We start from the raw sequence: 23,979 nt of genomic DNA on the forward strand, positions 1-23,979 counted from the left end.
GAGGTGGGCGGGGCCCAGGTTTCGGGGCTCCGCCCCGGACCCCGCGCCTCAAACGCCGGCGAGGCTGGAATTGCCGCGCGTACAGGGTTCGGGGGGGGCGCGGGCCCCGGAGGGGGCGTGCCGCTCGTACGAGGGGCGCGGGGCCGGAGGGGGCGTGCCGCGCGTACGAAGGGGCGTGTACCGGAGCGGGGTGGTGCGGGTATGCCGCAAGGGGTATGCCAGTTGGGGCGGCGGGGGGTTACCCAGTCAGGGGTGGAGTCGTTGGGCTGGGTGGGGGCGTCCCCGCCCCCGAACAGCACCCGCGAGGAACCATGCCCGCCCACCCCCCACTCGCCGCCGGCCGAGACGGCCCCGCCGCCCTGCGCCCCCTCCTCGACACCGTCCTCGCCGCCCTCCACGACGGCACCGCAGACCGCCCCGGCCCGCTCCCCGCCGGCGGCCCCGACGCCGTCACCGCGCAGGTCCGCCGCGCCCTGGCCGACGTACTCCCCGAACACGGCACCGGCGCCGAGGAAGCCCTCACCACCCTCGTCCGGCTCTTCGCCCACGGCGCCGCCGACCCCGCACACCCCCGCTGCGTGGCCCACCTCCACACCCCGCCGCTCGCCCTGGCCGCCGCCGCCGACCTCGCCGCCGGCGCCCTCAACCCCTCACTCGACTCCTGGGACCAGGCCCCCGCCGCCTCCGCCACCGAAGCCCTCGTCACCCGCGCCCTGGCCACCGAGCTCTACGGCACCCCCCACGCCGACGCCCTCGTCACCACCGGCGGCACCGAGGCCAACCAACTCGCCCTGCTCCTCGCCCGCGAGCGGGCCCGCGCCCACCACACCCGCCCCCTGCACGTCGTCCACGGCGCCAACGCCCACCACTCCGTCCCCCGCGCCGCCTGGCTGCTCGGCCTCCCCGCCCCGCACCGGCTGCCCACCCCCGACGGCACCCTCGACCCGGTCCGCCTCGACGAAGCCCTCGCCCAGATCCCCGCCCCCGTCCTGGTCACCGCCACCGCCGGCACCACCGACGCCGGACTGATCGACCCCCTCGAGGACATCGCCGCCGTCTGCGCCCGGCACCGCGCCGAACTCCACGTCGACGCCGCCTACGGCGGCCTCCTCGCCCTCAGCCCCCGCCACCGCCCGCTCCTCGCCGGCATCCGGCACGCCACCAGCATCACCCTCGACCTCCACAAACTCGGCTGGCAACCGGTCGCCGCGGGCCTCTTCGCCGTCCCCCACGCCCGCCTGCTGACCCCCCTCGCCCACCAGGCCGACTACCTCAACGCCGCCGACGACACCGACGCCGGACTCCCCGACCTCCTCGGCCGCTCCCTGCGCACCACCCGCCGCGCCGACGTCCTCAAGATCGCCGTCACCCTCCGCGCCCTCGGCCGCACCGGCCTCGCCGCCCTCGTCGACGACACCTGCGCCACCGCGCACCGCTTCGCCGAACTCCTCGACGCCCACCCCCGCTTCGAGCTGTACGCCCCGCCGACCATCAGCACCGTGCTGTTCCGGCCGGCCGGCACCGACGACGCCCACCTCGCCGCCCAGCGCCGCACCCTGCTCCACGACGGCACCGCCGTCCTCGGCCGGGCCGCCGCCGGCGGCCGCCTCTGGCTCAAAGCCACCCTGCTCAACCCCCACACCACCCTGCGGGACCTGACAGAGCTCATCTCCCTCCTGGAAGGCAGCACCCACCCATGACCGGCCCGATGACCGCACAGCCCGAAGCCCCCCATGACCTCGTCGGAATCGGCATCGGCCCCAGCAACCTCTCCCTCGCCGCCCTCGCCCACGGCGTCCCAGGCGGCCTCGCCACCGCCTTCTACGACCAGCGCCGCGACTTCCGCTGGCACCCCGGACTCCTCATCGACGGCGCCACCCTCCAGGTCCCCTTCCTCGCCGACCTCGTCACCCTCGCCGACCCCGCCAACCCCTGGTCGTTCCTGCGCTACCTGCGCCACAAGGAACGCCTCTTCCCCTTCTACTTCGCCGAGCAGTTCCACATCCAGCGCAGCGAGTACGACGCCTACTGCCGCTGGGTCGCCGCCAACCTCCCCGGCCTCCACTTCGGCCACCAGGTCGACGCCGTCCGCTGGAACACCGAACGCTCCCTCTTCGAAGTCGACTTCACCCAACTCGACGCCGACGGCGAAGCCGAAGCCCTCGGCCGCACCTACACCCGCAACCTCGCCCTCGGCATCGGCACCGCCCCCCACATCCCCGAACCCCTCAAACTCCTCGCCGAAGCCCCCACCGTCCCCGTCATCCACTCCGGCGACTACCTCGACCACCGCACCCGCATCCTCGGCGCCGACCACATCACCGTCGTCGGCGCCGGACAGTCCGGCGCCGAGGTCTTCCTCGACCTCCTGCGCGCCCGCCCCGCCGGCCGCGAACGCCTCACCTGGATCGCCCGCACCGAGTCCTTCGCCCCCATGGAGTACTCCAAGCTCGGCCTGGAACACTTCACCCCCGACTACATCAGCTACTTCCACGCCCTGCCCGAAGCCGTCCGCGACAAGCTCGTCCCCGCCCAATGGCAGCTCCACAAGGGCATCGACGCCGCCACCATCGCCGCCATCCACGACGAGCTCTACCGCCGCACCCTCGACGGCGGCTGGCCCGACGCCGTCCTCACCCCCGGCGTCACCGTCCGCACCGCCGGCCGCGTCGCCACCACCAAGGTCGAACTGCACCTCGAACACACCCAGCAGGGCACCCGCTCCCGCATCACCACCGACGCCGTCGTCCTCGCCACCGGCTACCGCGAACGCCCCCTGTCCCGCCTCCTCGCCGGCCTCGACCCCTACCTCCGCAAGGACACCGCCGGCCGCCCCCGCATCGACGCCCAGCACCGCATGTCCCTGGACCCCTCCGTCACCGGCACCATCTACGTCCAGAACGGCGAACGCCACACCCACGGCATCGGCGCCCCCGACCTCGGCCTCACCGCCTGGCGCAGCGCCCGCATCCTCAACACCCTCACCGGCAAGGACCCCTACCCCCTGCCCGAACGCACCGCCTTCACCACCTTCGGACTCCAGACACGGGAACAGCCCCGCCCGCGCACCGCGGGGGAGCTGCTCCCACTGGTCGAACACCCCTGACGCTAGAAGACCGGCACACCCGCCCGGGTCAGCTTCCAGTCCACCGAAGCGAACTGCGCCGGGTCGATCGTGCCCTTCGCCTTCACCCAGCCGATGATCGTGTTGCGGATCTCGTCCGAGTTCGCCCACAGCTGCCGGGCACCGGGCACGTGCGGGAAGTTGCCGCCGCCCGAAGCCCGGTAGTTGTTCACCGCCAGCACGAACTGCGCCGCCGGATCCAGCGGCTGCCCGCCGAAGGTCAGGTTCACGATCCGCGAACCCTTCGGCTGCGCGATGTCGATGTCGTACGACAGGCCGTACACCACGTCGTAGTTGTAGTCCGGCGTCGCCTCCGCGTTCGTCAGCTTCGCCGGATCCACCACCTCACCCGGCGCCGTCTGCGCGTAGTACTTCGCCGAGTACTCCAGGTAGTCCTTCAACTGCGCACCCGTCAGCAGCCGCGCCTCCAGGGTGTTCTCGAACGGGTACAGCCCCGCCGCGTCCTTGATCGTCACCTGGCCGGCCGGGATCGCCGCCGTCCGCGAGAAGCACGAGGCCTGCGACAGCACCGGCAGCCCCGCGAACTCCCCGCCCGCCAGCGCCCCCTTCACCGTCTCCACCTGCACGTGGTTGATCAGGTCGATGATCGGGACGTCCTGGAACGGACCCTGCTCCGAGGACATCGCCGCCACCGACGTACCGATCACCTGGTTGACGTACGCGACCACCTTGCGGTGCTCGTCCGACAGCAGCCGGACGATCTTCGGGTCCTCCTCGACGGTGTTCGAGTTCAGCACCTGCGCCGAGACCTTCTCCACCGACCAGCGGCCCTTCTCGAAGACCAGCTCGAAGTCGAACAGCGTCAGCCGCTGCCCCCACTTCAGCGGCTCCGACAGCACCACGTCCTTGCCCGTCGCCTTGTTCTTCACCCGGTACTCCGGGATCTCCGTGTGCGCGTGACCCACCAGGATCGCGTCGATCCCCGGCACCTGCTCCGCCACCAGCGCCGCCGCGTTCTCGATGTACGGCAGCTGGTCACCGTACGACGACGTCCCGCTCGACCCCGAGTGCGCCGAGACGATCACCACGTCCGCACCCATCGACCGCAGCCGCGGCACGTACTTCGCCGCCTGCTCCTCCAGACCCGGGAACGTCATCTTCCCCTGGACGTTCGCCTTGTCCCAGATCGCGATCCCCGGATTCGTCAGCCCCAGCACCGCCACCTTCACGTCCCGCCCGCACGGCGTCCGCAGCCGGTGGAAGCTGTACGGCTCGAACGCCGGCCGCAGCGTCTTCGCGTCCAGCGCGTTCGCCCCCAGCAGCGGGAAGTCGCACTGCTCCTCGAACTTCCGCAGCACCGGGATGCCGTAGTTGAACTCGTGGTTGCCCAGCGCCGCCGCGTCATACCCGATCGCGTTCATCGCCTGCGCCATCGGATGCACCGGACCCCGGCGCGCCGTGATCGGGTCGACCTTCGCGTAGTAGTACGACAGCTGCGTGCCCTGGATCGTGTCACCCGCATCGATCATCAGGGTGTTGCGGCGGCCCTTCTCCCTGCGGACCTTCTCCACCAGCGTCGAGATCTTCGCCAGGCCCACGTCGTTGTGCGCCTTGTCGTCGAACTCCTTGTCCGTGAAGTAGTCCCAGTTGAAGACGTTCCCGTGCAGATCGGTCGTCCCCATGACCGTGAACGCGTACCGCTTCGCCGGCCGCGGCCCGTGCGCCGGCGCCGCCACCGCGGGCGCCACGCCCTGACCCGTCAACGCCACCGCGGCACCCGTCGCCGCCGAAGTGCCCAGAAACGTCCTGCGATCAACCGGCATGTCTACTCCCTCGTGAGCCAATGCAATGCGCGTAGATTCTGACTCACGAGTAACTCGCGCCAACACCCCTGACAGGTTTCGATCCGGTGACCGGCAGACGCGACCCCGCAGTGCGACAGTGGAGCGCATGACCGAAGACGCCACGCCCCAGCCCTACGGAACCCCCGCAGCCCCGCGCGTCGCCGTCTGCGGCGAAGCACAGCTCGAAGTCGACCCCGAGATCGCCAGCATCAGCATCACCGTCAGCGCCCGAGGCACCGACCGCCGCACCGCCCTCGAAGACCTCACCCGCCGCAACACCACCATCCTCGACCTCATCAAGAGCTACGGCGACGCCGTCGAAAAACTCGAGACCGGCACCTTCTCCATCAGCCCCGAACTCACCCGCCACGGCCGCGGCGAACGCATCCGCGCCTACCACGGCCGCGTCCACCTCACCGCCGAACTCAGCGACTTCACCGTCCTCGGCGAACTCACCACCCGCCTCGCCGACCAGGAACTCACCAGCGTCGACGGCCCCTGGTGGTCCCTGCGCCCCACCTCCCCGGCCCACGGACAGGCCCGCACCCAAGCCGTCCACGAAGCCGTCACCCGCGCCCGCGAATACGCCGGCGCCCTCGGCGCCCGCCTCGTCGCCCTCGTCGAACTCGCCGACCTCGGCGCCGAAGCCCCCGGCCCCCGGTACATGGAGCGCCGATCCGCCCCGCCCATGTTCGCCGCCGCCTACGCCGGCGGCGCCCCCGAACCGGCCCCCGCCCTCGACCTCGAACCCCAGCGCCAGACCGTCCACGCCTCCGTCAACGCCCGCTTCACCATGACCCCGCCCGCCCTGTGACCACCCCGCGGGGGTGCTCATCGGAGCACCCCCGCGCCCATTCAACAATTGTCAACAACCTTTTGCCCAAAGGTTGTTGAGCAGACACCGGGCACCCATTTCCTACCCATGGGTAGGGCATACGCTCGCCCCATGCGCCGAGCGAAAATCGTCTGCACCCTGGGCCCCGCCACCGACTCCTACGACCGCATCAAAGCCCTGGTCGAAGCCGGAATGGACATCGCCCGCTTCAACCTCAGCCACGGCACCTACGCCGAACACGAGGAGCGCTACCAGCGAGTCCGCAAAGCCGCCGACGAAACCGGCCGCAGCGTCGGCATCCTCGCCGACCTTCAAGGCCCGAAGATCCGCCTCGGCCGATTCGCCGAAGGCCCCGTACTCCTTGAACGCGGCGACGAGTTCACCATCACCGTCGAACCCACCCAAGGCGACCGCCACCACTGCGGCACCACCTACGACGGCCTCGCCACCGACGTCACCACCGGCGAACGCATCCTCGTCGACGACGGCCGCGTCACCCTCCAGGTCACCGCCGTCGACGGACCCCGCGTCCACACCCTCGTCATCGAAGGCGGCATGGTCTCCGACCACAAGGGACTCAACCTCCCCGGAGTCGCCGTCTCCGTCCCCGCCCTCTCCCACAAGGACATCGACGACCTGCGCTGGGCGCTGCGCACCGGAGCCGACGTCATCGCCCTCTCCTTTGTCCGCAGCGGCCGCGACATCGAAGACGTCCACCGCATCATGGACGAGGAAGGCCGACGCCTCCCCGTCATCGCCAAGATCGAAAAGCCCCAGGCCGTCGAGAACATCGACGACATCGTCGCCGCCTTCGACGGCATCATGGTCGCCCGCGGCGACCTCGGCGTCGAAATGCCCCTCGAACAGGTCCCGATCGTCCAGAAGCGCGCCGTCAAACTCGCCAAGCGCAACGCCAAACCCGTCATCGTCGCCACCCAGATGCTCGACTCGATGATCGAGAACTCCCGGCCCACCCGCGCCGAAGCCTCCGACGTCGCCAACGCCGTCATCGACGGCACCGACGCCGTCATGCTCTCCGGCGAGACCAGCGTCGGCAAACACCCCATCGAGACCGTCCGCACCATGTCCAAGATCGTCGAAGCCGCCGAGGAAGACGTCCTCGCCAAGGGCCTCCCGCCCCTCACCGACCGCAACAAGCCCCGCACCCAGGCCGGCGCCGTCGCCCGCGCCGCCGCCGAGATCGGCGACTTCCTCGGCGCCAAATACCTCGTCGCCTTCACCCAGAGCGGCGACACGGTCCGCCGCCTCTCCCGCTACCGCTCACCCATCCCCCTCCTCGCCTTCACCCCCGACCCCGCCACCCGCTCCCAGCTCAACCTCACCTGGGGCGTCGAAACCCTCCTCGGCCCCCACGTCGACTCCACCGACGCCATGGTCGCCCAGGTCGACGAGGAACTCCTGCGGATCGGCAAGTGCGCCAAGGGCGACACCGTCATCATCACCGCCGGCTCACCCCCCGGCACCCCCGGCACCACCAACCTCGTCCGCGTCCACCACATCGGCGACCCCGTCTGAGACCCGGACCACGCCCCCCGAGCCCCCGAACGCCACCCGCGACCGGGGGCTCTCCCGTACCACCCGACCGGCCGTCCAGAAACGCTCCACACCACCTGGAGCCACACCAGTGCCGCACTGGCGCCCCACCCCGACCGGTGCCCCCTGCCTTTCGGCCAGCCCCCCGCCTGACCAGCAGAACCACAGGTCAAGGAGGTGCCGCCGACACGTGGAGGAAACACTTCCGGCCACCGTCACCGCCCGACTCCACCGCGTAACGCAGGTCACATTCACGGCGGTCACACGACCCCCGGCCGATCCGTCAGGGTTGTACAACCAACGGCAACGGCAATGGAGTTCACCATGGATGCTCGCCTGAACCTCTTCGGCAGCCCGGTTGCGGGCCAGTTCCTCCGTTACATCAACTCGGCCGGCAAGGTCGTCGTTGACTCGGCGCTGCCGCACTCGACCCAGGAGCTCGTGAAGCTCCGCGCCAGCCAGATCAACGGCTGCGCCTTCTGCACCGACATGCACGCCAAGGACGCCGCCCACGCCGGCGAGACCTCCACCCGCCTGAACCTCGTCGCCGCCTGGCGCGAGGCCAAGGTCTTCACGGAGGCCGAGCGCGCCGCCCTCGAGCTCACCGAGCAGGGCACCCGCGTCGCCGACGGCCACCACGGCGTGACCGACGAGGCCTGGACCGAGGCCTCCAAGCACTACGACGAGGAGCAGCTTGCCGCGCTCGTCTCGCTGATCGCCCTGATCAACGCGTACAACCGCATGAACATCATCGTCCAGCAGCCGGCCGGCGACTACCAGCCCGGCCAGTGGGGCTAAACCACCCCTTTTAGCCGTACCCCGCCCGGCCCCTGACGGCACCCGCCGCCAGGGGCCGGCGGCCGTCCGGGGCCTAGTACTTGGGCCCGATGTGGGCATCCATGAGGGCTACGGACGCCTTGCGGGCTATGGAGACGTTGCGTGCGTTCGCGTAGCGCCACTCGACGCCGAGTGCGTCCAGGGTGCCGGTGAACAGGCCGAGGATGTCGGCGGACAGGTTGGTGAAGAAGTACCGCGGGTACTCGTAGCGCTTCCCGTTGCGGGTGGTCCAGTTGATGATGCGACACCCGTCGGAGTGGATGAGGCCCCGGACGAAGTCCCAGGGGTGTGCGTCCACGAACTCTCGTTGCCAGGGCTCCAGCACGATCCGTCGAAGGTGCTTCTTGCCGGGGCCGTGCTGGGGGAACAAGCAGGTCCAGTGGCGTCCGTAACTGGTCACGGAGACATGTCCCTCGCGCTGGAGCGTGTACACCGAGTCACCGGGACGTACGGCGGTGATGGCTTCGCGGCACGCTGCGATGAGGCCGGGCCAGGCGTCGGCGCAGGCGATGCGGAGGTGGTGACCCCCGCGCGGGTGTCGGCTGATGCACCCGTCGCCGAGGTACAGCCCGAGGAGATACGCGTACGCGCTCCCGTTCCGGGGACGGTCGCAGGGGCGCTCCGCGATGCGGGGGAGGGGTTCGATGCGGGTGAGCCAGGCGCGGATCGCGGACCGGGAGATGCCGGTTTCCCTGCTGACGGAATTCAGGCTGCGGCCGTCGGTCAGGAGGGCCAGGGTGCGCTCGCGCGTTGTGACGTCGTACATGCGGGCGATATTGGTGCGCGGCCGTCCGGTGCGGGTTCGGTATCCGCAGGCCGTCGCTCTAATGAATGAAGGTCGCGCATTCGTCGCGTGACCTTGGAAAATAAGGAAAAGTGCCCCGGGTCGGACTCGAACCGACACTGTATGGGTTTTGAATCCATCGCCTGCTGCCAATTGGGCTACCGGGGCCCGCAGAATCGAAGGATACCCCCGACCCGCTGCCTGTCCACCCTACCGCAGCTAGGTAGGCTCAGGGAGAGCTGTATGCCCCGCAAAGAGGAGCCCCCGTGACCGCCGAGCACGAGTCGTCGACCGCGCCCGTCGACGCCGACCAGTCGCACATCCCGCCGCTGACGACGCGCGTCGTCATCGCCGAGGACGAGGCACTGATCCGGCTCGACCTCAAAGAGATGCTGGAGGAGGAGGGGTACTCCGTCGTCGGTGAGGCCGGGGACGGGCAGACGGCCGTGGAGCTGGCCCGCGAGCACCGGCCCGACCTCGTCATCCTGGACGTGAAGATGCCCGTCCTGGACGGGATCTCCGCGGCGGAGAAGATCGCCGAGGAGTCCATCGCCCCGGTCCTGATGCTGACCGCCTTCTCCCAGCGGGACCTGGTCGAGCGGGCCCGGGACGCCGGTGCCATGGCGTACCTGGTGAAGCCGTTCAGCAAGAGCGACGTGGTGCCGGCCATCGAGATGGCCGTGTCCCGGTTCGCGGAGCTGCGCGCGCTGGAGAAGGAGGTCGCGGACCTCTCGCAGCGGCTGGAGACCCGCAAGCTGGTGGACCGGGCCAAGAGCGTGCTGCAGACGCAGTACGGCCTGTCGGAGCCGGCCGCGTTCCGGTGGATCCAGAAGACGTCGATGGACCGCCGCATGTCGATGCAGCAGGTCGCGGAGGCGGTCATCGAGGACGCCGAGGAGAAGAAGGCCGCGAAGGGCCAGTAGGACCCCCGCGCACGGCGAAGGGCCCGCCTCCCCCCGAGGGGAGGCGGGCCCTTCGCCGTGTCTGCGAGCGGTCAGTCCTCGCCGAGGTACGCCTTGCGGACGTCCTCGTTGACCAGCAGTTCCCGGCCGGGGCCGGAGAGGACGATCTTGCCGATCTCCATCACGTGCGCCTGGTCGGCGAGGGAGAGCGCGGCCTGGGCGTTCTGTTCGACCAGGAGGATGGTCGTGCCGGCGGCCTTGAGCTCGGTGATGGTGGCCATGATCTTCTGCATCATGATCGGGGAGAGGCCCATGGAGGGCTCGTCGAGCATGAGCAGCTTGGGCTGGGACATCAGGGCGCGGCCCATGGCGAGCATCTGCTGTTCGCCGCCGGAGAGGGTGCCGGCGGCCTGCTTGCGGCGTTCTCCCAGGATGGGGAAGAGGTCGTAGGCGCGCTGGACGTCCTTCTGGATGCCGTCCTTGTCCTTGCGGAGGAAGGCACCGAGGAGGAGGTTGTCCTCGATGGTCATGCGGGGGAAGATGTGGCGGCCCTCGGGGGAGTGGGCCAGGCCGAGCGAGACGATGTCGTGGGCCGGGACCTTCTTGAGGGACTTGCCGTTGAACTTGATCTGGCCGCCCTTGGGCTTGATGAGCCCGGAGAGGGTGCGCAGGGTGGTGGTCTTGCCGGCGCCGTTGGTGCCGATGAGGGTGACGATCTGGCCGGCTTCGACGCTGAACGAGATGCCCTTGACGGCTTCGATCTTGCCGTAGGCGACCTTGAGGTCCTCGACCTCGAGCAGTGCGGTCACTTGGCCTCTCCGTCCGTGCTGGTGGTGCTGTCCTCGGCGGCCTCGGCTTCGGCGGGGGTTCCGGCGTGGGCTTCGGCGGCCTGGACTTCGGCGGCTTCTTCGGCGCCGGGGGCGCCTTCGAAGGGTTCGCCGAGGTAGGCGGCGATGACGCGTTCGTCGCTCTGGACCTCGGTGGCGGTGCCTTCGATGAGCTTCTGGCCCTGGACGAGGCAGGCGACGCGGTCGCAGAGGTTGAAGATGAAGCGCATGTCGTGCTCGATGACGAGGACGGCGATGCCCTTGTCGCGGATGGCGAAGATGAGTTCTTCGGCCGCGCGGGTCTCCTGCGGGTTCATGCCGGCGGTGGGCTCGTCGAGGAGCAGGAGGCCGGGGTCGCTGGCGAGGGCGCGGGCGATCTCGAGCTTGCGCTGTTCGCCGTAGGGGAGGTTGCGGGCGAGGTGGTCGGCCTTGTGGGCGAGGCCGATGAACTCGAGGAGTTCCATGGCCTTGTCGCGGCTCTCGGCTTCTTCGCGGTGGAAGCCGGGGAGGCGCAGGAGGGCGGACCAGAGGCCTTCTTTGGTGCGGGTGTGGCGGCCGACGAGGACGTTTTCCAGGACCGTCATGTTGTTGAAGAGACGGATGTTCTGGAAGGTGCGGGCGATGCCGGCCGCGGTGACCTTGAAGGACTTGGGGGGCAGGACCGTGCCCTTGTACCGGACTTCGCCCTCGGTGGGGATGTAGAGGCCGGTGAGGCAGTTGAAGAAGGTGGTCTTGCCGGCGCCGTTGGGGCCGATGAGGCCGACGATCTCGCCGCTGTTGACGGTGAGGTCGACGTTCTTGACTGCGGTGAGGCCGCCGAACCTCATGGTGACGCCGCGGGCGTCGAGGACGGTCTCGCCGACGACGGCGGCCTTGGTGGTCGTGGTCGTCATGGTCAGGCCCCTGCCTTGCTGAGGTCCGCGGACTTCTCGTCGAGCTCGGCCTCGTGGAATTCGAGCTGGCGGCGACGGTTGGGGATGAGGCCTTCGGGGCGGACGCGCATGAGGATGATCAGCGCGAGGCCGAAGGCGAAGAGCTGGTACTCGCCCATGAACTGGAGCTTGTTGGGGATGAGGAAGAGCAGGGAGCCGCCGACGAGGGGTCCGCTGATGGTGCCCATGCCGCCGAGGACGACGGCGGCGAGCAGGAAGGCGGAGTTCGGGGGTACGGCGTTGGCGAACTGGTACTGCTCGGGGGTGACGGTGTAGGTCACGTGGGCCTGGACGGCGCCGGCGAGGCCGGCGAGGGAGGCGCCGAGGGCGAAGGCGATGAGCTTGACGCGGAAGCCGTTGATGCCCATGGCTTCGGCGGCGGTCTCGTCCTCGCGGATGGCGACCCAGGAGCGGCCGATGCGGGATTCGGCGCTGCGTCGGAAGACGAGGACGACGACGAGGGTGACGAGCAGCATCAGGAAGAAGTAGTTCGCGAAGCGGCCGATGGTGAAGCCGCCGATGCTGTGTGCGGCGCCGAAGTCGAAGCCGAACATGTCGAGGTTGGGGATGGAGGAGATGCCGTTGGATCCGTTGGTGATGTCGGGTCCGGAGGTGCCGTCGAGGTTGTTGACGGCGATGCGGAAGATCTCTCCGAAGCCGAGGGTCACGATGGCGAGGTAGTCGCCGCGGAGCCGCAGGGTGGGGGCGCCGATGAGGACGCCGAAGATCATGGAGGCGGCGGCGCCGATGAGGATGGCGGCCCAGAAGGGCAGCTGGATCCCGAAGGGCGAGGAGGGGGAGCCGGAGACCATGGCGGCGGCGTAGGCGCCGACGCCGAGGAAGGCGACGTAGCCGAGGTCGAGGAGGCCGACGAGGCCGACGACGATGTTGAGGCCCAGGGCGACGGTGGCGAAGATCAGGATGTTGACGCCGATGGTGGCGTACTGGTCGTCGGTCTGGGTGAAGGGGAAGGCGGCGGCGGCGACGAAGCCGCCGATCATGGTGACGTTGCGGTGCTTGGCGGTGAGTGCCGAGACGCGGTTGATCAGGCCGGCCTTGTTGATGGCGGCGAAGCCGAGGCAGGCGGTGATCAGGAAGCCGATGAAGAGTTCGTCGTACTCGGTGCCGATGCCGTAGGTGAAGACGGCGAGGCCGAGGGCGAGGGTGGCGGCGATGACGAGCAGTTCGGCCCAGCCGGGGAGGGTGTGGGCGGGGGCTGCGGGGGTGCCGCCGTGGAAGGCGGACTTGATGGTGGTCCAGCGGTTGCCGGCGTGGTGCTTGAGCTTGCCGAGGGCGCTCTCGTCGGGGTCGGGGGCGTCGGTGGCGGGGTGTTCGAAGGGCAGGCCGAGGGCGCCGACGAGGGCGATCAGGGTGGCTGCCATGGCGACGAAGCCGCCGGGCTCGAGGTTGACGAGGCCGCCGAGGGTGTTGCTCATGGCGAGGGCCGTGTACCACATGGTGGCGAAGGCGGCGAGGGCGCCGAGCTTGATCGCCGGGTCGGCGCCGGCCGGGGTGAGCCACCGCAGGCCCTTGACGCCGTAGGAGGCGAGGGCGAAGAGGGTGGTCAGGGCGCCGCCGATGAGGACGAGCCACTGGAGTCCGGCGGGGGAGCCGTAGAAGGTCAGGTCGCCGGGGAACTCGTCGGTCCAGGTCCAGGCGAGGAAGGCGGAGACGACGGTGAGGGCGCCGCCGGCGAGGGCCAGGAGGCGGGCCGTCTTCTCGGGGAGGGGGATGAGGCCGCGGGGCGTGGTGCCGGCCGGGGCGGTGGTGACGTCGGTCTGTGTGGTCACGGTGATCACGCCCTGTCCGCCACGCGCTCGCCCAGCAGGCCCTGGGGCCGGAAGAGGAGCACGAGGATGAGGAGTACGAACGCCCAGACGTCGGCCCAGGCCTGGCCGCCGAGCTGCTGCATGCCGGGGATGTGGGCGATGTAGGCGGTGGCCATGGTCTCGGCGAGGCCGAGGACGAGGCCGCCGATCATGGCGCCGTAGATGTTGCCGATGCCGCCGAGGACGGCTGCGGTGAAGGCCTTGAGGCCGAGCAGGAAGCCCATGCGGAAGTTGATCTCGCCGTACTTGAGGCCGTAGGCGACGGCGCCGATGGCGGCGAAGACGGCTCCGAGGGCGAAGGCGACCGTGATGATGCGGTCGGTGTTGATGCCCATGAGCTTGGCGGTGTCGGGGTCCTGCGCGGTGGCCTGCATGCCGCGGCCGGTGCGGGTCTTCATGACGAAGTAGCCCAGGATGGCCATCGAGAGGGGGGCGGCGATCAGCAGGAAGACGTCACCGGTCTGGATGGTGATGCTGCCGATGTGGAAGGGGCCGCCGGGGATCTCGGGGAAGACTCGGGAGGACTTCGCCTCGGGGTACCAGGCCCAGACCGCCTGCTGGAGGGCGAGGCTGAGGCCGATGGCGGTGATGAGGGGGGCGAGGCGGGGTGCGGTGCGCAGGGGGCGGTAGGCGAACCGTTCCGCTGCGACGGCGATGGTGGTGGCGACGATGATCGCGCCTATGAGCATGAGGGGCAGGGCGAGCCACATGGTGGTGCCCGTGGGGAGCGCCAGCCAGACTGTGAGGGCTCCGAACCCGCCGGTCATGAAGATCTCGCCGTGGGCGAAGTTGATGAGCTGGACGATGCCGTAGACCATCGTGTAGCCAATGGCGACGAGCCCGTACATGGATCCCAGTAGCAGGCCGTTGACCAGCTGTTGCGGCAGTTCGTGCACCGCAGGTCCTCCGAGTCTTTCGACGGATGTGACGCCGCGCGGGGCGCTGTGTGTGGCGCGCCCCGCGCGGCGGTTGTGCTGTTGGGGAAGGAAGGGTGGGTCAGCCGGCGAAGGTGCCGGACTCGACGGCCTTCCAGGCGTCGCCCTCGTACTTGTAGACCGTGAGCTGCTTGTTGGTGGCGTCGCCGAACTCGTCGAAGGAGACCTTGCCGGTCACGCCGTCGAAGGAGACCTTGCCGGTGGCCTCGAGGACCTTGGCGCGGGCGTCCTGGGGGAGCTTGCCGTCGTTGGCGTCGACGACGGCCTTGACGGCCTCGATGATCGCCCAGGCGGAGTCGTAGGAGTAGCCGCCGTAGGCCTCGTAGGCCTCCTTGAAGCCGGCGTTCTTGTAGTTGGCGACGAACTCCTTGGCGGAGGGCAGGGTCTCGACGGGGGCGCCGACGGAGGTGGCCATGTCGCCCACGCCCTCCTTGCCGGAGAGCTTGATGAAGTCGCCGCTGTAGATGCCGTCGCCGCCGACGAGCGGGATGGCGGCGCCGGCCTTCTTGATCTGCTTGGAGAGCGGGCCGGCCGCGGGGTACTCGCCGCCGTAGTAGACGACGTCGGCGCCGGAGCTCTTGACCTGGGTGGCGACGGCGGAGAAGTCCTTGGTGTCGGGGTTCACGTGGGCTTCGCCGGCGACCTGGCCGCCGAGCTTGGTGAACTCGCCCTTGAAGGTGGCGGCGAGGCCGGCACCGTAGGTCTTCTTGTCGTCGATCAGGAAGACCTTCTTCTTGCCCGCCTTGTTGAAGAGGTACTGGGCGGCGAAGGGGCCCTGGATGGCGTCCGTGGTCGCGGTGCGGAAGTACGACTGGTACGGGCGCTTCTTGGTGCCGGTGTTCCAGGCCGGGCCCTGGGTGAGGGCCGGGTTGGTGTTGGCGGGGGAGATCTGGGTGAGCTTGGCGTCGTCGAAGACCTTCTGCATGGACTCCGAGACGGAGGAGTTCAGCGGGCCGACGACACCGAGGACGTCCTTGTCGGCGACGAGCTTGGTGGCGTTCTGCTGGCCGGAGGAGGGCTGCGCCTGGTCGTCGTAGGCCTTGAACTTGAAGGTGACGCCCTTGACGTACTTCTTCTCGTTGGCCTGGCGGACGGCGAGGTCCACGGAGTTCTGGATGCCGAGGCCGAGGGCGGAGAGGTCTCCGGTGAGGGGGGCGTCGACGCCGATGACGACCGTGGCGCCGCCGGAGCCGGTGTCGCCGCTGCCCTTGTCATCGCGCGAGCCACAAGCGGTGAGCGTGAGGGCTCCTGCGGCGAGCGCGGCCGTCACGGCAATGAGAGAACGCTGACGCACGATCAGTCCTTTCCTGGCACGGCGTCCCCCTTGGGACGCGCCGAGTCGTAACGCGGAACCGAACTGAAGGGAATCCGGTGGTCGCGGTGACTGGCCGTGACTCTAAGCGGCTGATCGGGGGATATGGAGGGCTCGGGCCAAGGCTGTGACTCTCTTGTTATGCCACGGCGTAATGCATAGCGGAACTTGGCGGGTGGAACGGGGGAATTCCGGCCGTTTCGTCGTGTCCGCATAGTGAGAACGGGCAGCACTGTCCTGCGGTTTGGCTCCTTACCGCGCAGGTGTGTCGGGGGTTTTTGGTCATGACCGGACCGGACTGCCCTTGTCTCGGCCTGCGGGACATGCGGTGCTCAGGGCTTCGGAGAGTTCCCGGGCATACCGGTCTCCGAGGATGTAACTGTGTTCCTCTTTCGCCCGTTCATTACTGAGGGTTACTTCCAGAAATGGAAGGCCCGCATTCCGTGGTACATGCATGCAATTTGTGACCGCAATCTGTAGGACAACCACCCTCATCTCGCCCTTCGCGAGGGTCAGCGGAGGGGCCGGGTCGGCGGTCACGCTCAGTGCCGCGGAGGGCTGCCGGATCGCGTGGACGGTGACCGGCGGTCCGTCGGTGGTGCGCAGCAGGACGGCGAAGGCGAAGGCCGCGTCCCGGCGGGTGGTGGCCGGCGCGGGGCCGCCGTAGCGCACCGAGAAGGCCTGGGCGGGGTAGGGGAGCTCGGCGGGCGCGGGGACGGCCGGCGGGTCGGTGCGGGTCGCGTAGAGGTACCCGGCGCCCGCGGCGGCCGCCAGGGCCAGGGCGAGGGCGGTCAGGGCCCGGCGGCGCCCGGAGCGGGGCCTGCGGGGGCCCGGCCGGGGCGGCTCGTCCCAGGTCTCCTCGCCCGCCTCCAGGGGGCCGATGCCGCTCACTGCCAGGGCCCCCCGGTCGGGGTGCCGGCCCGGTAGCGCGCCTCGCAGCCCCGGGCGACCTCGGCGGCGGCCTTCGCGTGGGCCGCGGCCGGGCTGGTTCCCGGGGGCAGGGCCCGGGCGGCGGCCACGGCCGCGCGCAGGATCTCGTACTGGCCCCCGGACAGGCCCATCTCCTGATAGTCGAGGTGGCCGTGCGGGCCGTCGTCCAGGACCCGGTGTGCCCAGTGCGTGACGATCCGGCTGCACAGCTCCTGGGGGGAGGTGGTGGTGGGCGCGGGCGCGGCCGTGGGGCCCGGGGTGGCGCCGCAGCCGGCGAGCGGGCCGAGGGCGAGGCAGGCGCAGCCGAGCAGCAGGCCCGCCCGTACGCGCGCGCCCCCCGGCGCCGTCACCGTTCCCATGCCGGGAAGGTAATGCGGCGCCGGGGGGCGCGACAACAGCCGGTCTCAGCCTTGGTGTTGCGGGTTCGTTTCGCGCAGCAGGCAGGTCAGGCGGGCGGTGCAGACCCGCTTGTCGTCTTCGTCCGTGATGACGATCTCGTAGGTGGCGGTGGAGCGGCCCCGGTGGACGGGGGTGGCGACGCCGGTGACCAGGCCGGAGCGGGCCGCGCGGTGGTGGGTGCAGTTGAGGTCCACGCCGACGGCGACCTTGTGGATGCCGCCGTGCAGCATCGAGCCGACCGAGCCGAGGGTCTCGGCGAGGACGGCGGAGGCGCCGCCGTGCAGCAGGCCGTAGGGCTGTGTGTTGCCCTTGACGGGCATGGTGCCGACGACCCGGTCGGCGGAGGCCTCCAGGATCCGGATGTCCATCCGCTCGCCGAGGTCGCCGGCCGAGAAGAGGGCCGGCAGGTCGACGCCCAGGGCGGCGTACTCGTCGAGGACTTCCTGGGGGAACTTCACGGTGTGCTGCTGGCCCATGGGGGCGGCTCCGTTTCGGTACGGGCTCGTGGCCGGGACGCGGTCGTGAACGAACGTTAACGACCTCTTCATATCACCCGACTGAGCGGACGCTCAGTCGGGATCAGCTCGCCGGCTCGAAGCGGACGACCACCGACTTGCTCGCCGGGGTGTTGCTGGTGTCGGCAGTGGAGTCCAGCGGCACCAGGACGTTCGTCTCCGGGTAGTAGGCGGCCGCGCAGCCGCGCGCGGTCGGGTAGTGCACCACCCGGAAGCCCGCGGCCCGGCGCTCGACCCCGTCCTTCCACTCCGAGACGAGGTCGGTGTACGCGCCGTCGGCGAGGCCGAGGGCGGCCGCGTCCTCGGGGTGCACCATGACCACCCGGCGGCCCCCGGTGATGCCGCGGTAGCGGTCGTCCAGGCCGTAGATGGTGGTGTTGTACTGGTCGTGCGAGCGCAGGGTCTGGAGCAGCAGCCGGCCCTCGGGGACGGTCGGGTACTCGACCGGGGCGGCGGTGAAGTTGGCCTTGCCGGTCTTGGTGGGGAAGCGGCGCTCGTCGCGCGGGGCGTGCGGCAGGGTGAAGCCGCCGGGCCGGGCCACCCGGGCGTTGAAGTCCTCGAAGCCGGGCACCACCCGCGAGATGCGGTCCCGGATGACGGCGTAGTCGCGCTCGAAGGCCTCCCACGGGGTCGCCGAGGCGTCCCCGAGGACCGCCCGGGCCAGCCGCGCCACGATCGCCGGCTCGGAGAGCAGGTGGGGGCTCGCGGGGGCGAGGTTGCCACGGGAGGCGTGCACCATGCCCATGGAGTCCTCGACGGTGACGAACTGCTTGCCGCTCGCCTGGACGTCCTTGTCGGTGCGGCCGAGGGTGGGCAGGATCAGCGCGCGGCGGCCGGTGACGGCGTGCGAGCGGTTCAGTTTGGTGGAGACGTGCACGGTCAGCGAGGCCTTGCGCATGGCGGCCTCGGTGACCTCGGTGTCGGGGGTGGCGCCGACGAAGTTGCCGCCCATCGCGAAGAAGACCTTGGCCTCGCCGTCGCGCAGCGCCTGGATGGAGCGCACCACGTCGAAGCCGTGGTGGCGGGGCGAGGTGATGCCGAACTCCTTGTCGAGCGCGTCGAGGAAGGCCGGGGCGGGCCGCTCGAAGATGCCCATGGTCCGGTCGCCCTGGACGTTGGAGTGGCCGCGCACCGGGCAGACCCCGGCGCCGGTGCGGCCGATGTTGCCCCGCAGCAGGAGGAAGTTGACCACTTCGCGGATGGTGGGGACGGCGTGCTTGTGCTGGGTCAGGCCCATCGCCCAGCAGACGATGGTGCGCCGGGAGGCCAGCACCATGCGCAGCGCGCTCTCGATCTCGGGGCGGGTCAGGCCGGTGGCGGCGAGGGTCTGGTCCCAGTCCGCGTCCTTCGCCGCGGCGGCGAACTCCTCGAAGCCGTGGGTGTGCTCGCGGACGAAGAGCTCGTCCACCGCGCCCTCGGTCTCCAGGACCAGCTTGTTCAGCAGGCGGAAGAGGGCCTGGTCGCCGCCGATGCGGATCTGGAGGAAGAGGTCGTTGAGGGCGGCGCCCTTGACCATGCCGAGCGGGGTCTGCGGGTTCTTGAACTTCTCCATGCCCGCCTCGGGCAGCGGGTTCACCGAGATGATCTTCGCGCCGGCGGCCTTGGCCTTCTCCAGGGCCGAGAGCATCCGCGGGTGGTTGGTGCCCGGGTTCTGGCCCGCGACGATGATCAGGTCGGCCTGGTGCAGGTCCTCGAGGGAGACGCTGCCCTTGCCGATGCCGATCGTCTCGACCAGCGCCGAGCCGGAGGACTCGTGGCACATGTTCGAGCAGTCGGGCAGGTTGTTGGTGCCGAACTCGCGGGCGAAGAGCTGGAGTAGGAAGGCGGCCTCGTTGCTGGTGCGGCCCGAAGTGTAGAAGAGGGCCTCGTCGGGGGAGGACAGCGCGCGCAGCTCCTCGCCGAGCACCGCGAAGGCCCGCTCCCAGCTGATCGCCTCGTACCGGTCGGCGCCCTCGGGCAGGTACATCGGCTGCGTGATGCGGCCCTGCTGGCCCAGCCAGTATCCGGACCGCTGCGCGAGGTCGGCCAGCGGGTGCGCGGCGAAGAACTCCGGGGTCACCCGGCGCAGGGTGGCCTCCTCGGCGACCGCCTTCGCGCCGTTCTCGCAGAACTCCGCGGTGTGCCGCTTCTCTCCCTCGGGCCAGGCGCAGCCGGGGCAGTCGAAGCCGTCCTTCTGGTTGACCTTGAGGAGGGTGCGGGTGGCCCGCACCACGCCCATCTGGGCCTGGGCGACCTTCACCGTGTGGGCCACGGCCGGTATGCCCGCCGCCGCGTGCTTGGGGGGCGCGACCTGCGGCGCGTCCTGAACCGGATCACCTGCGGGTGGCTTGGTCGCCATGACGCTCCCCTTTGAGCATGCGTGTGCGTGTGTCGTACACCTCCGATCCTGTCACGCCGGGCGGGGCGGTCGGGCGCCGGCTTTGTCGGTGGGGCCGACTAGGCTCGGGGGCGTGGCAGAGACAGCAGCGAAGAAGACCGACCAGACGACCGCCGGGGCCCGCCCGCGCCTGATGCTCATGGACGGGCATTCCCTGGCGTACCGGGCGTTCTTCGCGCTGCCCGCGGAGAACTTCACCACCGCGACGGGGCAGCCGACGAACGCCATCTACGGCTTCGCGTCGATGCTGGCGAACACCCTGCGCGACGAGGCGCCCACGCACTTCGCGGTGGCCTTCGACGTCTCGCGCAAGACCTGGCGCTCCACGGAGTTCCCCGAGTACAAGGCGAACCGCTCCAAGACCCCCGACGAGTTCAAGGGCCAGGTCGAGCTGATCGGCGAGCTGCTGGACGCCATGAGCGTGCCGCGGTTCGCGGTCGACGGCTTCGAGGCCGACGACGTGATCGCCACGCTCGCCACCCAGGCCGAGGCGGCCGGCTTCGAGGTCCTGATCGTCACCGGCGACCGGGACTCCTTCCAGCTGGTCTCGCCGCTCACCACCGTCCTGTACCCGACCAAGGGCGTCTCCGAGCTGACCCGCTTCACGCCGGAGAAGGTCGAGGAGAAGTACGGCCTGACCCCGCAGCAGTACCCGGACTTCGCGGCGCTGCGCGGCGACCCGTCGGACAACCTCCCGGGCATCCCCGGCGTCGGCGAGAAGACCGCCGCGAAGTGGATCAACCAGTTCGGTTCCTTCGCGGAGCTGGTGGAGCGCGCCGAGGAGGTCAAGGGCAAGGCCGGGCAGAACTTCCGCGACCACCTGGAGGCCGTCAAGCTCAACCGCGTCCTGACCGAGATGGTCAAGGACGTGGAGCTGGGCAAGGGCCCCGCCGAGCTGACCCGGCTGCCCTACGACCGCAAGGCCGTCACCGGCGTCCTCGACGTCCTGGAGATCCGCAACGCCTCGCTGCGCGAGCGGCTGCTGGCCGTGGACCCGGGCGCCGAGCAGGAGCCCGAGCCGGCCCCGGCCGCCGGCGTGGAGCTGGACGGCAGCGTGCTGGGCGCCGACGAGCTCGCCCCCTGGCTGGCCGAGCACGCCGCCGCCCCGCTGGGCATGGCCACCGTCGACTCCTGGGCCCTGGGCGCCGGCCGGGTCGCGGAGGTCGCGCTGGCCGCGGCCGGCGGCGCGGCCGCCTGGTTCGACCCCGCCGCGCTGACCGAGGCCGACGAGCAGGCCTTCGCCGCCTGGACCGCCGACCCGGCCCGCCCCAAGGTCCTGCACAACGCCAAGGCCGCCATGCGGGTCTTCCCCGAGCACGGCTGGACCGTCGCGGGCGTCACCATGGACACCGCGCTCGCCGCCTACCTGGTCAAGCCCGGCCGCCGGTCCTTCGCGCTGGACGTCCTGTCCGTCGAGTACCTGGGCCGCGAGCTGCAGCCGGCCGCGGCCGAGGGCCAGCTGGCCTTCGGTGCCGATGACAGCGCCGAGGCCGACGCGCTGATGGCGCAGGCCCGGGCCGTCCTGGACCTGGGCGACGCCTTCACCGCCAAGCTCGCCGAGGTGGGCGCCGCCGAGCTGCTGCACGACGTCGAGCTGCCCACCTCCGAGCTGCTGGCCCGGATGGAGCGGGCCGGCATCGCCGCCGACCGCGACCACCTGGAGGCCATGGAGCGGCAGTTCGCCGACGCCGTCCAGCAGGCCGTCAAGGAGGCCCACGCGGCCGTCGGCCACGAGTTCAACCTCGGCTCGCCCAAGCAGCTCCAGGAGGTGTTCTTCGGCGAGCTGGGCCTGCCCAAGACCAAGAAGACCAAGACCGGCTACACCACCGACGCGGACGCCCTGGCCTGGCTGGCCTCGCAGACCGACCACGACCTCCCGGTGATCATGCTGCGCCACCGCGAGCAGGCGCGGCTGCGCTCCACGGTCGAGGGCCTGATCAAGACGGTCGCCGCGGACGGCCGGGTGCACACCAGCTTCAGCCAGACCGTCGCCGCCACCGGCCGGCTCTCCTCCACCGACCCCAACCTGCAGAACGTCCCGGTCCGCACCGACGAGGGCCGGGCCATCCGCCGCGGCTTCGTCGTCGGCGAGGGCTTCGAGTCCCTGATGACCGCGGACTACAGCCAGATCGAGCTGCGGGTGATGGCCCACCTCTCCGAGGACGAAGGGCTCATCGAGGCCTTCCTCTCCGGCGAGGACCTGCACACCACCGTCGCCTCCCAGGTCTTCGGCGTGGAGCGGTCCGCGGTCGACGCCGAGATGCGCCGCAAGATCAAGGCCATGTCCTACGGCCTGGCGTACGGCCTGTCCGCCTTCGGCCTCTCGCAGCAGCTCGGCATCGACCCGGCCGAGGCCCGGGGCCTGATGGAGACCTTCTTCGAGCGCTTCGGCGGCGTCCGCGACTACCTCCAGCGGGTGGTCGACGAGGCGCGCGCCACCGGCTACACGGCCACCATGCTCGGCCGCCGCCGGTACCTGCCCGACCTCAACAGCGACAACCGCCAGCGCCGCGAGGCCGCCGAGCGGATGGCGCTGAACGCCCCGATCCAGGGCACCGCCGCCGACATCGTCAAGCTCGCCATGGTGCGGGTGGACGGGGCCCTGGCCGAGGCGGAGCTGGCCTCCCGGCTGCTGCTCCAGGTCCACGACGAAATCGTGCTGGAGATCGCCCCGGGCGAGCGGGCCCGGGTCGAGGAGATCGTCCGCCGCGAGATGGGCGCGGCCGTCGAGCTGCGAGCCCCGCTGGACGTCTCGGTCGGCGTCGGCCCGGACTGGGAGTCCGCCGCCCACTGATCCGGTGCGGTGAGCGCACCGGCGCCCGCGGTCCTTTCCCTTGGGGGAGGGGGCGCGGGCGTCGGTGTGTTCGGGCCGGGGGACGGCCCGGTGTCAGGGGGCGACCGGGGTGCGGGGGCGCTGTCCGGTCCCGGTGTCCGCGCCGCCGCGGGGGCGGTGGCGGTAGCGGATCAGGGCCGCGTACACCGGCAGGGCGAGGGCGATGCCGGCGCCCGCGCCGAAGCAGAGGGTGGGGATCAGATCGAGCGGGGTCTCGACGTGGTCGACGTACGAGAAGAACCGGGCCAGCCGCAGCCCGGCGCCGGCCGCCCCGGCCAGCGCGAGCGCCAGCAGCGCCGCGGCCCGGGCCCCGGACCCGAGCCGCGGTACCGCGGCGGGCGCGGGCCGGTCGGGGGTCCGGCGCAGCGCACCCGCCAGGTACCAGAGCAGGACCAGCAGGGCGAGGGCGGAGGTGCCGTACTGGAGCCACAGGTAGCGGGGGAAGCCCGCGGACTGCCCCGCCAGCGCGGGCAGCGCCCGCACCCCGGCCCGGCCGGGGTGGGTGAAGCTGTCCCACACCACGTGCGTGAGCGCGCCCAGCACCGCCGACACCCAGAACCAGCCGGCCAGCGCGAGCCGTCCGCGCCGGTGCCAGGACTCCCCGCGCAGCAGCCCGTACACCCGGCCCTGCCGGGCCGCGGGCAGCAGCGCCACCAGCGGCTCGCGCAGCAGCAGCCAGCCGCCGGCCAGGAGTGCGGCGCACAGCACGTCGACCGTCACCACGCCGGTGGGGGAGTGCGTGAACTGCCCGAACTCCATGGCCCCCGGCAGCACGCCGGCCGTGAAGTACGTCAGGTCCGGCGCGAGCGACCCGGCCACCAGCCCCGAGGCCACCAACGCCCCGCGCCCGGTCCCCCCACGCCGCCGGATCGCGGGCAGCACGGCTGCGGCATGACTGAGCGTGAAGGGCATACGGGGCGGTCTCCCTCGGGGTGGGCGGGTTTCAGTATGCGGGGACGTGGCGGCCAGGCCGGAGCGGCGCCTTGGGCGCAGCCCGGCCCACCAGCCGCGCTGGGGGTACCTCCCAGCGGTAGCTGGGGGAGTTCGAGGCGACCGTCGCGGAGCGGCGGTGCGGGGTCCGGGGCGGAGCCCCGCCGCACCCTCCCAGCCCCGCCGCACCCTCCCAGTCCCGCCGCACCCTCCCAGCCCCGCCGCACCCTCCCAGCCCCGCCGCACCCTCCCAGCCCCGCCGCACCCTCCCCACCCCCCCCCGCAAACCGACCGCGGCCGGGGCTGGGGTCCGGGAGGG

The 23,979-nt window shown here is 71.0% G+C and carries 19 protein-coding genes and 1 tRNA gene; 7 read left to right on the forward strand and 13 right to left on the reverse strand.

What is annotated here, in order from left to right:
- Positions 1 to 311: 311 nt before the first annotated feature.
- Both AB0O40_RS32625 and AB0O40_RS32630 read left to right on the forward strand, forming a co-directional pair.
- Complete coding sequence (locus tag AB0O40_RS32625; RefSeq protein WP_365049118.1) at positions 312 to 1,700, forward strand: aminotransferase class V-fold PLP-dependent enzyme; 1,389 nt, start codon at positions 312 to 314, stop codon at positions 1,698 to 1,700.
- An 8-nt stretch (positions 1,701 to 1,708) separates the two neighbouring features.
- Positions 1,709 to 3,106, forward strand: a complete 1,398-nt coding sequence (locus AB0O40_RS32630) for a SidA/IucD/PvdA family monooxygenase (protein ID WP_365049119.1) — start codon at positions 1,709 to 1,711, stop codon at positions 3,104 to 3,106.
- Positions 3,107 to 3,108: 2 nt separating this feature from the next.
- On the opposite strand, the gene AB0O40_RS32635 is transcribed toward AB0O40_RS32630, so the two are convergent.
- Complete coding sequence (locus AB0O40_RS32635; protein ID WP_365049120.1) at positions 3,109 to 4,908, reverse strand: 5'-nucleotidase C-terminal domain-containing protein; 1,800 nt, start codon at positions 4,906 to 4,908, stop codon at positions 3,109 to 3,111.
- Positions 4,909 to 5,035: 127 nt separating this feature from the next.
- Here AB0O40_RS32635 and AB0O40_RS32640 point away from each other — a divergent pair, with 127 nt between their 5' ends.
- The 3 genes from AB0O40_RS32640 (at position 5,036) to AB0O40_RS32650 (ending at position 8,116) form a co-directional block, all read left to right on the forward strand.
- On the forward strand, positions 5,036 to 5,743 hold the full coding sequence (locus AB0O40_RS32640; RefSeq protein ID WP_365049121.1) for an SIMPL domain-containing protein: 708 nt from the start codon (positions 5,036 to 5,038) through the stop codon (positions 5,741 to 5,743).
- A 132-nt stretch (positions 5,744 to 5,875) separates the two neighbouring features.
- On the forward strand, positions 5,876 to 7,300 hold the full coding sequence (pyk, locus tag AB0O40_RS32645; RefSeq protein WP_365049122.1) for a pyruvate kinase: 1,425 nt from the start codon (positions 5,876 to 5,878) through the stop codon (positions 7,298 to 7,300).
- 342 nt (positions 7,301 to 7,642) lie between these two features.
- Positions 7,643 to 8,116 (forward strand): carboxymuconolactone decarboxylase family protein, encoded by a 474-nt coding sequence (locus AB0O40_RS32650; RefSeq protein WP_365049123.1) that lies wholly within the window; start codon positions 7,643 to 7,645, stop codon positions 8,114 to 8,116.
- Between the two features lie 73 nt (positions 8,117 to 8,189).
- Here AB0O40_RS32650 and AB0O40_RS32655 read toward each other — a convergent pair whose 3' ends face one another.
- Complete coding sequence (locus AB0O40_RS32655) at positions 8,190 to 8,921, reverse strand: transcriptional regulator (RefSeq protein ID WP_365049124.1); 732 nt, start codon at positions 8,919 to 8,921, stop codon at positions 8,190 to 8,192.
- Positions 8,922 to 9,032: 111 nt separating this feature from the next.
- Positions 9,033 to 9,107, reverse strand: a tRNA-Leu gene (locus AB0O40_RS32660).
- Between the two features lie 98 nt (positions 9,108 to 9,205).
- Between AB0O40_RS32660 and AB0O40_RS32665 the strand changes: the two genes are divergently transcribed.
- The gene (locus AB0O40_RS32665) at positions 9,206 to 9,862 is read left to right on the forward strand and encodes a response regulator (RefSeq protein WP_365049125.1); all 657 of its coding nucleotides are present in this window, start codon (positions 9,206 to 9,208) and stop codon (positions 9,860 to 9,862) included.
- A 71-nt stretch (positions 9,863 to 9,933) separates the two neighbouring features.
- Here AB0O40_RS32665 and AB0O40_RS32670 read toward each other — a convergent pair whose 3' ends face one another.
- From AB0O40_RS32670 to AB0O40_RS32710, 9 genes are all read right to left on the reverse strand, one after another.
- A complete protein-coding gene (locus AB0O40_RS32670; RefSeq protein WP_365049126.1) occupies positions 9,934 to 10,650 on the reverse strand; it encodes an ABC transporter ATP-binding protein in 717 nt (238 codons plus the stop codon).
- Complete coding sequence (locus tag AB0O40_RS32675; RefSeq protein WP_365049127.1) at positions 10,647 to 11,561, reverse strand: ABC transporter ATP-binding protein; 915 nt, start codon at positions 11,559 to 11,561, stop codon at positions 10,647 to 10,649. The genes AB0O40_RS32670 and AB0O40_RS32675 overlap by 4 nt, the downstream gene beginning before the upstream one ends.
- A gap of 2 nt (positions 11,562 to 11,563) precedes the next feature.
- Positions 11,564 to 13,390 (reverse strand): branched-chain amino acid ABC transporter permease, encoded by a 1,827-nt coding sequence (locus AB0O40_RS32680; RefSeq protein WP_365049128.1) that lies wholly within the window; start codon positions 13,388 to 13,390, stop codon positions 11,564 to 11,566.
- A 5-nt stretch (positions 13,391 to 13,395) separates the two neighbouring features.
- Positions 13,396 to 14,325 (reverse strand): branched-chain amino acid ABC transporter permease, encoded by a 930-nt coding sequence (locus AB0O40_RS32685; protein ID WP_365049129.1) that lies wholly within the window; start codon positions 14,323 to 14,325, stop codon positions 13,396 to 13,398.
- 100 nt (positions 14,326 to 14,425) lie between these two features.
- The gene (locus AB0O40_RS32690) at positions 14,426 to 15,658 is read right to left on the reverse strand and encodes a branched-chain amino acid ABC transporter substrate-binding protein (protein WP_365049130.1); all 1,233 of its coding nucleotides are present in this window, start codon (positions 15,656 to 15,658) and stop codon (positions 14,426 to 14,428) included.
- A gap of 300 nt (positions 15,659 to 15,958) precedes the next feature.
- A complete protein-coding gene (locus tag AB0O40_RS32695; protein WP_365049131.1) occupies positions 15,959 to 16,567 on the reverse strand; it encodes a Tat pathway signal sequence domain protein in 609 nt (202 codons plus the stop codon).
- Positions 16,564 to 16,965 carry a hypothetical protein gene (locus tag AB0O40_RS32700; RefSeq protein ID WP_365049132.1) on the reverse strand — a complete coding sequence of 134 codons (402 nt, stop codon included), beginning with the start codon at positions 16,963 to 16,965 and terminating at the stop codon, positions 16,564 to 16,566. The genes AB0O40_RS32695 and AB0O40_RS32700 overlap by 4 nt, the downstream gene beginning before the upstream one ends.
- A gap of 45 nt (positions 16,966 to 17,010) precedes the next feature.
- Positions 17,011 to 17,481 (reverse strand): hotdog fold thioesterase, encoded by a 471-nt coding sequence (locus AB0O40_RS32705; protein WP_365049133.1) that lies wholly within the window; start codon positions 17,479 to 17,481, stop codon positions 17,011 to 17,013.
- Positions 17,482 to 17,584: 103 nt separating this feature from the next.
- The gene (locus AB0O40_RS32710) at positions 17,585 to 19,858 is read right to left on the reverse strand and encodes an FdhF/YdeP family oxidoreductase (RefSeq protein WP_365049134.1); all 2,274 of its coding nucleotides are present in this window, start codon (positions 19,856 to 19,858) and stop codon (positions 17,585 to 17,587) included.
- Between the two features lie 112 nt (positions 19,859 to 19,970).
- On the opposite strand from AB0O40_RS32710, the gene polA reads away from it, so the two are divergent.
- The gene (polA, locus tag AB0O40_RS32715) at positions 19,971 to 22,691 is read left to right on the forward strand and encodes a DNA polymerase I (protein WP_365049135.1); all 2,721 of its coding nucleotides are present in this window, start codon (positions 19,971 to 19,973) and stop codon (positions 22,689 to 22,691) included.
- Between the two features lie 93 nt (positions 22,692 to 22,784).
- Here polA and AB0O40_RS32720 read toward each other — a convergent pair whose 3' ends face one another.
- Complete coding sequence (locus AB0O40_RS32720) at positions 22,785 to 23,642, reverse strand: DUF4184 family protein (RefSeq protein WP_365049136.1); 858 nt, start codon at positions 23,640 to 23,642, stop codon at positions 22,785 to 22,787.
- Positions 23,643 to 23,979: the final 337 nt, after the last annotated feature.

It is taken from the genome of Streptomyces sp. NPDC089919 (assembly GCF_040684615.1).
Taxonomy (GTDB): domain Bacteria; phylum Actinomycetota; class Actinomycetes; order Streptomycetales; family Streptomycetaceae; genus Streptomyces.